A 13,030-nucleotide genomic window follows, 5' to 3' on the forward strand; every position below is an offset into this window, starting at 1 on the left:
TTTAGAACATTATTTTTTTCTGCGAATATTATATGATAGGAAATATTTATTTCCAAAACTTATAAGTTAGGTGATTATTATGTTATCAAAGGATGGAAATTTAAATACAGAAATATCAATTGAATATCCTTTATCTCAATCTCAAAAGGGACATTATTTTATAGGTCAAACGCCAATACTAACAGGACCAAATTCTCAGGCTATAGCAGCTTTAGTAAATCCAAAAATATCAAATGTAAATATTTATTTAAATGCTATAACTGTAACAAATATTTCTGATAAAAATCTTTCTGCAGAAATTTATCTTAGATCTACTCCTCTTAAAAGCGAGCCTAGTCCTTATGTTAGCTGCACAAATGTTACTATTGTTCCGCCTCCTAAACCAAATGGACAAATAAAATTTAATAATACAGTTACTAATCCACCGTCTAATGGTGTATCAATATTTTCTAGAATAGCTCCTGGATTTTCCACAACAGTAATAGATGGTGGGCAAATAATTATACCTCCAAATTCATGTATTCTTGTTTATCTTGGTGGGTATTTACCAGTAGAATTTGATAGTGCTATTGTTGCTTTTGGTTGGTGGGAAGAAAGAATAAATAAGTGTTGTCATGAGTATTCTTACTTCTGTCGCTAGTTTTTTATAGATATTTGTTTATACATTCAAGGTATGCTTTACTTTAATTGATAATAATATTAAAGTAAAAATAGTGGTGTTTATGTTAAAATAATACACCACTATTTTCAATTTAATTATTTATTTTTTCTATTTATAAATACTAAACCTGCTACTGATGAAATTACCATACCTGCCCATACAGATAAATTCATACTATCACCCGTTTCAGGCGCATTTTCTTTATTATTTATCGTTTTTTCTTCTGTTTCTGGTTTTTCTTCTGTTTCTGGTTTTTCTTCTGTTCCTGGTTTTTCTTCTGTTCCTGGTTTTTCTTCTGGGTTAGTTGTTGCATCATTATTCTTATTATCTAAATTTAATTGAATTGTACCTCCAAAATTATATAACTCTACTTGACTATTTCCTTCCTTGTAACCAACTTGAACCGGTTCCCCATTTATAATATCTTTAGTAAAATCTACGAAATCATCTTCCCATTTTTTAGATTCTATCATATTAGGATTTAAAAAATATACTTTTAATCTATTTTCGCTTCCATATTTAAATTTATCTTTATCTATTTTAAACTCAATTGTATCATTTTCAACTTTTGTTTTTATTGTTTTTACTAATGTACCATTATTAACTTGATTATTATTATTATCATTATATGTATTTATTTGATTATTTTTAAACTCTATCATTTCGTCATCCCAGTCAGTAAGTAAATCTAACTTTTTAGTATTATCAATTGATAAATATTCACCATTTAGACCAACTATAGGATTTTTTATTGTTATAATAACTTTTCCATTTTTTTCAGAAAACTTAATATCTTTATTCCCTATGTTCTTTTTAACAATCTCATTTTCAACTACTAGATTCAAATCATCCTCTACTTTGGCCTTTATAGAGCTAAGGTTTGTTATATTATTTTGCGCTAAATTTACTATGCGCAATTTTTTTAAATTATTTAAAGGTTTTAAATCTTGTACATTGTTTTGGTATCCATATAATACCTTTAATTTATCCATATCCTTTAATGGTTCTAAATCTGAAACTAAGTTCTTACTGAAATTAAATTCTATTAACTTAGTTAAATTTTTAAGTGGTCCTAAATCTTTAACCTTATTATCGTATATATGTAAATATTCTAGATTAGTTAGATTTTCAAGAGGTGTTACATCCTTTATATCGTTTCCTCTTACAGTTAAAAATCTTAAGTTTGTTAAATTAGCTATTGGCTCAAGGTCATTAAGTTGATTTTCTATTGCTTCTAACATTACAAGATTTTTCAAATTCTTTAAGTGATTTATTTGTTTTAATTCCCTATTTTCACTTAAATTTAAAATTTTTAAATTAGTTAAACATTGTAGTCCATAATCACTTACTAATTGGTTATTTGACAAGTCTAATCTTTCTAGATTAGTTAATTTGTCTAAGAAAGAATATTTCTCATAAGTATTTTCATCAAATCCATACAATGCATCTATTTCATTAGAGGATAATGATAACTCCTTTAATTTTGATAAATTAGATAATGCACTAATATCATTTATATTATTTTTATCTAGTTTTAACTTTTTTAAATTTACCAAGTTATTTAATGGTGATATATCATTTATCTCATTATTTGAGAGTCTTAATTCTTCAATTCCAGTTAGTTTGCCTATACTTGTTAAGTCACTAAGTTTAGAATACGAAATTGACAAATCTCTAATATTTTTAAAATGTTTTAGATCACTATAATCCTTTATATCTATAAACATAACATTCAATTCTTCAAGATTGTCAGCATATTTTATTCCTTCAATTGTATCTACACTTTCACCTAATCCATCTGTTATGGATATTCTTCTTAATAGTTTCATATCCTCAATTGTTGGATTATAAGTTTTAGTATCCTTTTTTTCCCAATCAGAACCTGGTATTCTATTTTCTTTTTGATTTAAGGAGTATACTACTTCTTTTCTTAATGTATCATTTTTAAATATCTTCTCAGATTGTTCTTCTGCCCCAACATGTATAGATTTATCTGATTCATTTTTTACTTCCTCTGCATTACTAAAAACTCCTGTTGATCCTAAGCATAATATACCTATTGTCAATGCTGTAAATACTTTTTTCCTCATATTGATTTTCTCCCCTTATTCTTTTATTCAAATACAAAAACATTCAAAATTATTTTAAGACATCCGTTTTTGTACCCAATTCATTGTTTAGCTAGTACATATTCGTCCATTGTCACACCATCTTTTAAATTTTGAATATATTTAAATCATTGTCATCAAGTATTAGCGAGTTTTTATAATCTAAATAACTCTCATCTCTAAAAACTATGGTAATTTTTGTCATATTTTGCATTGATAGTATATCATCTATATTTTTTTATTACAATTCAAAAACTAATTTATGGATATTGTTTTTTTCTATATATTAATAATATTTATTAATATTTTCTATACAAACATTATTTTTGTATTGTTTATGTTTAGTAATAACCAAAATTATAAAATTTATATAATTTTGGTTATTGGGGTGGGTATTTGCCAGTAGAATTTGATAGTGCTATTTTTGCATTTGGTTGGTGGGAAGAAAGAATAAATAAATCTTGTTGTGAGTCTCATTGCTGTTATAATTAGTATTTTTATGTAAACCACCTAATATCAGGTGGTTTTTTATACAATAAAAGCCTCTGTTACTAATTTTATGAGTTATGAGTTATAAATTTTAATTATAATGCATTTCCATTATATATTCTGCGTATCCTGAATCTTCATTTTTTTGTTCTTTTACTATCTTAAAGCCTCTATTCATATAAAAATCTACTGATTTTTTATTATCCTTATATACTGCTAAATTTAGTTTTTTATATTTATTCATTACATAATCTATTAATTTTTTGCCTACACCATTGCCTTGGCAGTCTATAGCAACAAATAATGCGCCTATAAATTCATTATTTATTATACTTATAAAGCCTTTTAGGTTTTCTTTATCTTCATACACAAATGTATCTGACATTGGTATATAAACATTTTTTACAGTATCATAGTTCTTATTCCAGTATTCTTCGTCTATAAAATCATGAGCTTTAATAGTACTTTTTAGCCAGATATCCATTATTTTATCTATATCCTTATTTTCTATATTTCTTATCATATAAATTCCTCCTTATTATCTGATTGTTTTTGAATTTCACCTATATTATTTATTACAATATTTTTTTCATTGAAAAAATTTAAAATTAAATCAAGACTTTAATTTTGTTTTTTATAAAACATTATAGTATTTTTATTTATATTTTTCTTCTATCTCTTTTTCTATTGCTTTTACTAAAACATTATAATAAATTATATATACTTTTTTCCTTATTTGAAAATTATTTTCAACTATATTTTTTTTAATACTATTTTCATTATCTAAGTTATACCATTGATCCCATATATCTAAATCATCTATATTACCCCACTCTTTTTTTAATACTTTAGAATAGTCCTCATAGATGTTACTCTTCCTTATTGTGTTTTTTCCAAACCTACAAATTTCTATTTCACATGTTTCCAAATAGTTACTTCGATTTACATTCCACCTATCTACTTCTATAAAGTATATTTGTCCTTTATTATTTATAACTAAAATACTATCATAGTCTATATTATTATTTAAATACTCCTTAATTATATAAAAAATTTTCATCATTATACTAAACCTTTTTTTAATAAGACTTCTATAGATAACTTCTAAGTCGTTCTTCTTAAAATAATAGTTTTTGTGTACTCTATTTTTCACCAGTGAGGTTTTTATTAATATGAAATTTTCAATAGATTCAATATGATTCCATGTAATTTTATAATCTTTATTGCAATTATTTTGTATTTCAATGTAAATATATCTTTTTAGTTTCTCTACTGAATATATATATTCTCGTGATATATAGTCCATATTATCAGATACAATTTTCATTTTATTTTTATCATTATTGGGTAAATCATGCCATCTATTTATTTCATCAAAGCTATTATCCTTACCTTGTTTTTCTAAAATTAAAGCATAATCATTATATATTTTGCCAACCCTTGAAAGTTTTTTACCAAATTTACAAAGAACCATTTCATTAGCTTTTAAATTTATTGGCTCCTCATATTTTTTATTTTTAGTGTATATAGTTCCTTTGTTGTTTATTATTAATATAGACTCATAATCTGGGTTATTTAAAAGCCTTGCTCTCACTATATCTTTTATAAATTTAATATATAAATAATCTTTATTTTCTAAAGTATAATAGATGTTTTTTAAATCCGATATAGTGAAATAATAATTTACTATAACTTTACTTTTGCATGTATTTGTACAAAGTTCTGCTCTTTTTTCATACTTTTGATGAATTATTTTTCTCAAGTTATTTGGTTCAAAATCTATATGATAGTCAAATTTATTGGCTATATGTTTATTATTTAAAGCTCTTAAATACACAGCTACTTTTCCTTTTATTTCAATCATGTCCCCTACTTGTAATGAGTCCACTAAGTTAAATTTTGATTTTTGATACCATAAATGATCTGTTAAAAATCTATTATCTTCCCTATTTGTAATATTAGTAAGCAATACCCTATTTTTTTCATTACTATTATTTTCTATTTTACTTACTATCGCCCTTACAGTTATCTCTTGTCCTAAATATGGTTTTAAAGATTTTCTCATATACTTGCCCCCACTTTCATGTCAAATCACCCTACTTGTAGATATGTTATCATTTATTACATTTTTTGCAATACTGATAAATATGTTGACTAAATATAAATATTTTCACTCATATGAAATGCTTATTTACATCACATTTTTTTAAAATAAAAAAGCTTGTGTGAATTAGAAAATAAAAATAATATTTAACAATAAAAATATAGGAAATTTAACACTTCTGATTTATAATTAAATATAAAAATGTTTTAAATAAACTTTAAAATCAAATGTACAAATATTATAAATATAAAATTTTTAAGGAGGCTTTTATCTATGAAGCAAAGACCAAAATCAATAGACGGTACACTTAGAAAATCATTTTTACGTGTTCCTGAAGTCATTAGAGAATGCAGTGGTATAAATATTTTCGGAAAACGAATTAAATCCCTTGTGTTTTCAACTGACTTAGCCATTATAAGAAATGTAAATGCAGACGCAGTAATTGCTGTATATCCATTTACACCTCAACCAATAATTACACAATCCATTATTATGGCTTCTGATATTCCAGTTTTCGCAGGAGTTGGTGGAGGTCTTACAAAAGGTATTCGTTCAGTTGTTCTAGGCACTAATGCAGAACTACAAGGTGCTATTGGAGTAGTTGTTAATGCTCCAACAACAAACGATGTGGTTAGAACTTTATCTGACTCACTAGACATACCCGTTGTTGTTACTATTGTAAACGATGATACAGATATTCAAGCTAGGATAGATGCTGGTGCTACTATTTTCAACGTTTCAGCTTCTGTTGATACACCTAGAATAGTTGCAAAAATTAGACAGGCTTATCCTGATTTTCCTATAATCGCTACAGGTGGACCTACTGAGGAAAGTATAAGAAGAACAATAACTGCTGGTGCAAATGCAATTACTTGGACGCCACCTTCTGTGGCTCAATTATTTAAAGATGTAATGAGTTCTTATAGAGAAAATTTGGATGCACATTAGTGTTTTCCTTTCATAACTAAAATTGTACAAACACAAAGAGGATACTATATTTATCATATATAGTATCCCTTTTATTTTTTAATTTATATTTTTGATTGTATCCCCCATGTGGCTAAATCATTTTTCCTTCAGTATAAGTTACTTAACTAAAATGCACATTCGATACGGTTAATATTTCTATATTCTACAGCCATTGGCACAAATCTAATTCTGCTACCTTCGCAAGCTATTCTAAATCCTTGAATGCTTCTTCTGTCAGCTCTATCTACTATCATAAAAAAGTTAGAAGGGCTAAAACCTCTTCTCATTTCTATTCTAACTATTGCCATTCTCCTACAGTTATTTATAGTGAATTGACCGCCACCTGGTGATATGAAAGGCTGAGGATTTTGTCCTCCACCAGGAACTGCAAAAGGCGCAGCAGACGGCCCACCACCAGGTAATAAAAACGGTGGATCGTCGTCTGTTTCTGGATTGTTATCCCCTCCCTCATTGTCATATGGCTCATAAGTTTCGTATTCTTCAAAAGGCATAGACGGTTCAAACAAGCTCGCAACTTCTGTGTATTCGCTTTTAATATCCACATTTGGATATGTTTCTTGTACCTCTCTAAGATATAAAGCCATAAAGTTGTAATAATTATCCCAATATTCTTTCCAGTAATTTCTGTCCATTGTTGATTCTCCTTTTAGTGATATAAATATTGTTCTATATATCATATGTAAATATGGGGCAATGGTTCTTGTTTGTGTTGCATAAACAAAGACCACACTACATCTTTATTTGAATATTTTTTATTACAAAAGATTTATTTTTAATCATTTGATTTATTCTATATAATAGTGTAAAATTTTCATGGCAAAAATTTATTATTTGGAGAAAAATATGAGTCAAAATATTCAAACACAAGAATTAAAATTAAAATACTCATTTATTGAGTTTATAAAAAAAGAATGTGTTCTAGCTATAGCCCTTACCCTTGCTATAATTAGTTCTTTTGTTTCCGCACCTAAAATGTCTTACATTGACTTTAAAGTACTTATACTATTGTTTAATCTTATGATAGTTGTTGCTGCTTTTAAAGAATTAAAGGTGCTAGATAATATAGCTGTAAATTTACTAAAAAAGTGTAATACTTACACTTCCATATCATTAGCATTGGTATTTATAACTTTTGTATCTTCTATGATTGTTACTAATGATGTTGCACTTATTACATTTGTTCCTCTTAGTATAGTTGTTGGAAGAAAAGCTAATATTAACGTGTTAAAAGTAGTTGTACTACAAACATTAGCCGCCAATCTTGGCAGTAGCTTTACTCCTATGGGTAATCCTCAGAACTTATTTATTTATTCTTTTTATGATTTAAGTCCTATGGATTTTTTTAAGATAACTTTACCTGTAGTTGTTTTATCCATATTATTTTTAGTATTCCTTATTTTTAAAGATAAGAAAATGGATTTAAGTCTAGATTTAGAAGATGTTAAAATTAACAACAAAAGAGATGTTTACTTATTTAGTTTATTATTTTTGATAATCTTATTATCAGTTTTTCATGTTATTGATTATAGATTTACTTTTTTAATAACTATAATTACAGTTTTTATTTTAAATAAAAACTTATTTTCCCAAGTTGATTATTCATTATTAGTTACCTTTGTTGGTTTTTTCATATTTGTAGGTAATATGTCAACTATGGATGTCGTTAAAAACTTTATGGATGGTATTTTAGGTAGTCCTCAGTCTACGTTTTTGTCTTCTGTTATATCTAGCCAATTTATTAGTAACGTTCCTGCCACTATGCTTTTATCTGGATTTACAGATCAGTTTAAAGAATTGCTTTTGGGAGTAAATATTGGTGGCATGGGTACTTTGATAGCTTCTCTTGCTAGTGTTATTTCTTATAAGATTTATACTAGTGAGTTTGGAAATGATAATTATATGAAGTCTTTTACTTTTTATAATGTTTTAGGTTTGGCTGTTTTTGTTCCCCTTGTTTATGGTTTAATATCCAAGTTTTAATATAAAAATTGCCGTCGCATGATGCTACGGCAATTTCTATATTTTATTCTCATTAATTCATATCCAAAAGTTGATGTTATCTACTCCTGTTTTAAATTACAGTATGAGTATGTTGGTTTCATATAACTTTGATTTTTACTATTCTTTTAACATTCTGTGTAATAATTGTAATTATACTGTATACTAGGGTTCTCTATATCTTCATCATCAAATTTTTTTATAATCTGTTCTTTATTATGATTGCTTTCCATTATATTTATCGTCTTATAAATACCATCAATAGTGTTAGTAATTTGTTCTTTAGGAATTCCTATGGCTAACTCTCCATCTTTCCAATTTGTCTTATGGCGAGTTCCTATACATAAAAGAGACACATTAATATCTTGCTTTACATAGGGTCTTGCTGTGCACTCTAAACAAACTCCTTGATTTCCTATCATATTGATGTTTTTAGGCATTCCATAATAATATGCATAACCTTGAACCAATCTCATTATATTGTATGGATTGGAAATACATATTATAACATCTGGAATAGTTTCATACTCTTCTATTGGTTTAACTGTAACACCAATAATATCTTCTTGTACATAACTAAGTTCTTCCCTAACAGAATAGCTTATTTGACTGTTACAATATAACCCTAACCTTGACCAATTTTCTCCATTTGAGTTTTTCAAGTCTGTTTTATCTATACCTAAAACCCTAGATCCACTCTTACACAAAAACTTACTTTTTTCTAATTTAATAGAATATCCTTTTGATGCACTTGCAACTGCTAAGCAGTAATTCATTTTTTTTGCTGGAAGCAATGATTCTTCATTGTTGAACTCATCTTCATTTTTAAATAATTTAATTCCAACTACTTTTCTATCTAAATCTAATGATGAATATATTTTTTTTACGGTTTCATGCCAATTATTCTCCATTGCTATTATTCCTTCACTTGATTGTCGTCTGTATAGAATTCAAATACCCCTGGAAACGCATCATTTATTTCTTTTTGAACATCCTTTTCTCTAAAACATTTTGCAAAATCAACTGACCAATCTGCATTACTATTTTCTTTTTTAACTATTACTCCCATTGGGTAATCGATCATTTTATTATCTCTAGCTATATATTTTGCAGGGTCTTTTTTTGCATTAGACATATGTGTGAAAAATACACAAGCAGCATCCATATCTTTTAAAGAAGTTACAGTTTGAGCTTGATCCATATCTACTACTGATATATTTTTCGGATTTTCTACTATATCTGCTACAGTTGCATTTTTAACAGATTCATCTATTTTAATTAAACCTACATCCTCTAGTATTCTAAGGGCTATATCCATATTCATAGCATCATTCATTATTGCTATTTTAGCATTTTTAGGAATTTCATCTACTGATGAGTATTTTTCTGAATATAAACCTATACCTGTATAATAACCATATGGTTTAACCATATCTAAATCACCATTGTTGCTTTCATTATAACTTGATACAAATTTCTTATGTTGTCCAAGTGATATATCAACTTCCCCATTATTACAAGCTTCTAATACAACTGGATTAGAATCAAAACTGACAAATTCAGTTGTATATCCCATATTTTCATATTTTTCTTTTATAGCTTGATATGTAACTTCAGATATAGAAGTTCCTCCTACAACTATATGTTTTTTATCTTTTTCAACTTCCGTACTTGATTTACTACATCCTGTAGCAAAACCTACCGTCATTATTATTGCAGACATTATACCTAATATTTTTTTTAACATTTCTCTCTCCTTATTTTATACTATTTTTTTATATATTAATTTCCCTAAAGCTTGAATTAGAAGAACAAATATAATCAAAATACATACAACAAAATACATGATAGCATAGTCAAATCGCTGATATCCGTATGTTAATGCAACGGCACCTAAACCACCTGCTCCAACAGCTCCTGCAATTGCTGACATATTCAACATATTTATTAACATTATTGTAAAGTTAGAAACCATTACTGGTAATGCTTCTACCAGCATCACCTTAATAATAATTTGAGTTTTTGATGCTCCAAAAGATTTAGTTGCTTTTATCAATTGTTTATCAACAGTCTGTAATGCTGATTCTGTCATTCTAGTAGCAAAAGGTATACACCCTATTGTTATTGCAAATATGGCAGCGTTTGCACCTATTGTAGTTCCTATTACTATTCTAGTTATGGGAGCAATAGCTAAAATTAAAATCATCGTAGGAAATGAACGTATAATATCAGTTACCTTATCTAATACGGTATGAATTAGTTTGTTAGGGTGTAACCCATCAGCGTCAGTTATAATTAAAACAATTCCCAATATCATTCCTATAATTATAGAAAATAACGCTGAAAAAACTATGATTTTAATTGTAACTCCTATTGCAGGCATAATCACTGTTGGTAAGTATTGTTTTAGACTCGTATTAGTAAACATGGCTTTCTTCTCCTTCTATACTGTAAGATATTTTTTGAGATTTTAAAAACTTCTCAACTAAAACTTTTTGTTTTTTATCTAATTTTAAGGATAAAAATTCACTATCAAAATCTATATCTTCTTCCCCTAGTAATTTTTTTAATGTATATGACTTATTTGTAAATAATTCTTCTACATAACCTTGCTCTGCAATTTTTCCATCAGCTAAAATTGCCACTCTATCGCATATATACTTTACAACTTTCATTTCGTGAGTAACTATTATAATAGTTATTCCTAAATTTTTATTGATATTTTTTAATAATTCTAAAATTGATAAGGTTGTTCTTGGATCTAAGGCTGATGTACATTCATCACATAGTAAATATTTAGGTTCCAAAGCCAGTGCCCTTGCTATGGCAACTCTTTGTTTTTGACCACCACTTAGCTTATCTGGGCGGACATATAATTTATCACTTAGACCTACTAATGATGCTAATGATTTAACCTTTTTATCTATTTCTTCTTTTGAATATCCCCAACATTCCATAGGCAATGCTATATTTTTATATACATTTTTTCTTTTCAACAAAGAAAAATTTTGAAAAATCATCCCCATATTTTTTCTTAACTTTCTTAAATCTTCCTCGCATAAGTTCTCTACTTTTACATCTCCTACAGTAATTGAACCTGTTTGATACTCTTCTAATCCATTTATACAATCAAGTAGTGTAGACTTTCCAACTCCACTTGAACCAATAAATCCATATACTTCTCCTTCGTTAACTGTCAGATTAATATCCTCTAAAACCTTGTGTTCTCCATATGATTTATTTAATTTTTTTATTTCAATCATATTTTCTACCTTTCATATTATATATTATTTAGAAATAAAATACTTTTTAAGCAACATTGGTAATTATATTACAAATTATGAAATATTTCACTATTTTTCGCCATTTTACCCTATGGTTTATATCTATATATAGCACGTTAATATTAATTTTTTCTATAATTCCTTTTTAATTTACAATTTTTGTTTACTTCTACTTGTAAATTATTTGCCCTTAGTGAGTAGAACATCCTTATGTTAATAAATAAAAAAACTACTAAGCTATAAACTTAGTAGTTCTTTATCTTTTTTTACAAGGTTTTGAATGGTGCATGTAATTCATAACAATCATGCCCACCATATATTGATCAAATAGCTTGTCCCTTAGTTTGCTACCTAATAAATTTTGTTAATCTGTGTATTTTCAAATATATTATCTACATCTTCTGAGTTGAAACTTCCTGTAGAAAAAGTCATTGCATTAGCTGCTGAAATAGATATAGCATATTTTAGACTATCTATATTTGAGTATCCCCTTTCCATTGCAACTGCAAATGCAGCCACCATAGAATCTCCACATCCAACTGTATTAACAACTTCAATTTTAGGAGGCTTTCCATGGTAAACCCCCTCTTTACAAACTAATAATGCCCCGTCACTTCCAAGTGATACGACAACTAACTCTATTCCACTTTCATGAAGCTTAATAGCATTTTTAATTACTTCCTCTTCATTATTTATGCTAACATTAAGTAAATTTTCCATTTCTTCACTATTAGGTTTTATCATTGTAGGTAAAGCTTTTATACCCTCTTTTAATAAATCCCCTGATGCATCTAAAATAACTTTTTTGTTTTTAGCCTTTATCATATTTATTAAAGTTGTATAAATATTAGTTGGTACACCTTTAGGTGCACTACCAGATATTGTGATAACATTACTATCTTCTATTATTTTATCAAAATCATCTAAAAATGCGTTTATTTCTTCATCACTAATAGACTCACCTTTTTCTAAAAACTCTGTTGATATATTATTCTCATCTAATATATTTATGCAACTTCTTGTTTCACTTTTAACATGAGTAAACTTATTTTTTATATTATCCTTTTCCAGTAATTCTTCTGCTAATGCACCGCAATGTCCACCTACAAATCCAGTAGCCAAAACTTCTTCCCCACAAAGAGAAGCTACTCTAGATACATTTAGTCCTTTTCCACCAGCAGTATTATTACATTCTAATACTCTAATAACTTTTCCAGACTCTACGCATCCTTTTATTTTATATGCCTTATCAATAGATACATTTAACGTTACAGTTGTAATCATGTGTTTTCTCCTTATAACCCATTTTTATATACTTAATATTTTTCACTTTGCTTATTGATTAAAGAAATTACCCCCAAGAAAAAAACTAAACTTTTCTCTTAGGGGATATTTA

Annotated in this window: 12 protein-coding genes; 3 read left to right on the forward strand and 9 right to left on the reverse strand. The window is 27.3% G+C overall.

From position 1 onward, the window contains the following. Nucleotides 1-79 precede the first annotated feature (79 nt). On the forward strand, nt 80-640 hold the full coding sequence (locus JW646_RS06735) for a DUF6143 family protein (RefSeq protein ID WP_228416998.1): 561 nt from the start codon (nt 80-82) through the stop codon (nt 638-640). Nucleotides 641-756: 116 nt separating this feature from the next. On the opposite strand, the gene JW646_RS06740 is transcribed toward JW646_RS06735, so the two are convergent. From JW646_RS06740 to JW646_RS06750, 3 genes are all read right to left on the reverse strand, one after another. Next, nucleotides 757-2,751, reverse strand: coding sequence for a leucine-rich repeat domain-containing protein (locus tag JW646_RS06740; protein ID WP_228416999.1), 1,995 nt, complete (start codon nt 2,749-2,751; stop codon nt 757-759). 598 nt (nt 2,752-3,349) lie between these two features. Beyond that, nucleotides 3,350-3,781, reverse strand: a complete 432-nt coding sequence (locus tag JW646_RS06745) for an N-acetyltransferase (RefSeq protein ID WP_228417000.1) — start codon at nt 3,779-3,781, stop codon at nt 3,350-3,352. 132 nt (nt 3,782-3,913) lie between these two features. Next, the gene (locus JW646_RS06750; protein WP_228417001.1) at nt 3,914-5,323 is read right to left on the reverse strand and encodes a hypothetical protein; all 1,410 of its coding nucleotides are present in this window, start codon (nt 5,321-5,323) and stop codon (nt 3,914-3,916) included. Between the two features lie 312 nt (nt 5,324-5,635). Between JW646_RS06750 and JW646_RS06755 the strand changes: the two genes are divergently transcribed. Continuing rightward, on the forward strand, nt 5,636-6,310 hold the full coding sequence (locus JW646_RS06755; RefSeq protein ID WP_074919454.1) for a beta/alpha barrel domain-containing protein: 675 nt from the start codon (nt 5,636-5,638) through the stop codon (nt 6,308-6,310). Between the two features lie 146 nt (nt 6,311-6,456). Here JW646_RS06755 and JW646_RS06760 read toward each other — a convergent pair whose 3' ends face one another. Then, the gene (locus JW646_RS06760; protein ID WP_228417002.1) at nt 6,457-6,984 is read right to left on the reverse strand and encodes a hypothetical protein; all 528 of its coding nucleotides are present in this window, start codon (nt 6,982-6,984) and stop codon (nt 6,457-6,459) included. A 211-nt stretch (nt 6,985-7,195) separates the two neighbouring features. Here JW646_RS06760 and JW646_RS06765 point away from each other — a divergent pair, with 211 nt between their 5' ends. Further along, complete coding sequence (locus JW646_RS06765) at nt 7,196-8,332, forward strand: SLC13 family permease (RefSeq protein ID WP_228417003.1); 1,137 nt, start codon at nt 7,196-7,198, stop codon at nt 8,330-8,332. 146 nt (nt 8,333-8,478) lie between these two features. Here JW646_RS06765 and JW646_RS06770 read toward each other — a convergent pair whose 3' ends face one another. The 5 genes from JW646_RS06770 to pfkB form a co-directional block, all read right to left on the reverse strand. Further along, nucleotides 8,479-9,261 carry a DUF169 domain-containing protein gene (locus JW646_RS06770; RefSeq protein ID WP_228417004.1) on the reverse strand — a complete coding sequence of 261 codons (783 nt, stop codon included), beginning with the start codon at nt 9,259-9,261 and terminating at the stop codon, nt 8,479-8,481. Nucleotides 9,262-9,266: 5 nt separating this feature from the next. After that, nucleotides 9,267-10,097 carry a MetQ/NlpA family ABC transporter substrate-binding protein gene (locus JW646_RS06775; RefSeq protein WP_228417005.1) on the reverse strand — a complete coding sequence of 277 codons (831 nt, stop codon included), beginning with the start codon at nt 10,095-10,097 and terminating at the stop codon, nt 9,267-9,269. Between the two features lie 15 nt (nt 10,098-10,112). Continuing rightward, complete coding sequence (locus JW646_RS06780; protein WP_206925271.1) at nt 10,113-10,778, reverse strand: methionine ABC transporter permease; 666 nt, start codon at nt 10,776-10,778, stop codon at nt 10,113-10,115. Continuing rightward, nucleotides 10,768-11,613 (reverse strand): methionine ABC transporter ATP-binding protein, encoded by an 846-nt coding sequence (locus tag JW646_RS06785; protein ID WP_148557174.1) that lies wholly within the window; start codon nt 11,611-11,613, stop codon nt 10,768-10,770. The genes JW646_RS06780 and JW646_RS06785 overlap by 11 nt, the downstream gene beginning before the upstream one ends. A gap of 372 nt (nt 11,614-11,985) precedes the next feature. After that, entirely contained in the window at nt 11,986-12,918 is a 933-nt protein-coding gene (pfkB, locus tag JW646_RS06790) for a 1-phosphofructokinase (RefSeq protein ID WP_228417006.1), read from the reverse strand. Nucleotides 12,919-13,030 lie beyond the last annotated feature (112 nt).

Source organism: Terrisporobacter hibernicus, from assembly GCF_020809405.1.
Classification (GTDB): domain Bacteria; phylum Bacillota; class Clostridia; order Peptostreptococcales; family Peptostreptococcaceae; genus Terrisporobacter; species Terrisporobacter petrolearius.

Excerpts from the sequence above, each read along its gene's own strand:
- JW646_RS06735 (WP_228416998.1), top strand. The coding sequence starts at position 80 with ATGTTATCAAAGGATGGAAATTTAAATACAGAAATATCAATTGAATAT.
- JW646_RS06740 (WP_228416999.1), bottom strand. The coding sequence starts at position 2,751 with ATGAGGAAAAAAGTATTTACAGCATTGACAATAGGTATATTATGCTTA.
- JW646_RS06745 (WP_228417000.1), bottom strand. The coding sequence starts at position 3,781 with ATGATAAGAAATATAGAAAATAAGGATATAGATAAAATAATGGATATC.
- JW646_RS06750 (WP_228417001.1), bottom strand. The coding sequence starts at position 5,323 with ATGAGAAAATCTTTAAAACCATATTTAGGACAAGAGATAACTGTAAGG.
- JW646_RS06755 (WP_074919454.1), top strand. The coding sequence starts at position 5,636 with ATGAAGCAAAGACCAAAATCAATAGACGGTACACTTAGAAAATCATTT.
- JW646_RS06760 (WP_228417002.1), bottom strand. The coding sequence starts at position 6,984 with ATGGACAGAAATTACTGGAAAGAATATTGGGATAATTATTACAACTTT.
- JW646_RS06765 (WP_228417003.1), top strand. The coding sequence starts at position 7,196 with ATGAGTCAAAATATTCAAACACAAGAATTAAAATTAAAATACTCATTT.
- JW646_RS06770 (WP_228417004.1), bottom strand. The coding sequence starts at position 9,261 with ATGGAGAATAATTGGCATGAAACCGTAAAAAAAATATATTCATCATTA.
- JW646_RS06775 (WP_228417005.1), bottom strand. The coding sequence starts at position 10,097 with ATGTTAAAAAAAATATTAGGTATAATGTCTGCAATAATAATGACGGTA.
- JW646_RS06780 (WP_206925271.1), bottom strand. The coding sequence starts at position 10,778 with ATGTTTACTAATACGAGTCTAAAACAATACTTACCAACAGTGATTATG.
- JW646_RS06785 (WP_148557174.1), bottom strand. The coding sequence starts at position 11,613 with ATGATTGAAATAAAAAAATTAAATAAATCATATGGAGAACACAAGGTT.
- pfkB (WP_228417006.1), bottom strand. The coding sequence starts at position 12,918 with ATGATTACAACTGTAACGTTAAATGTATCTATTGATAAGGCATATAAA.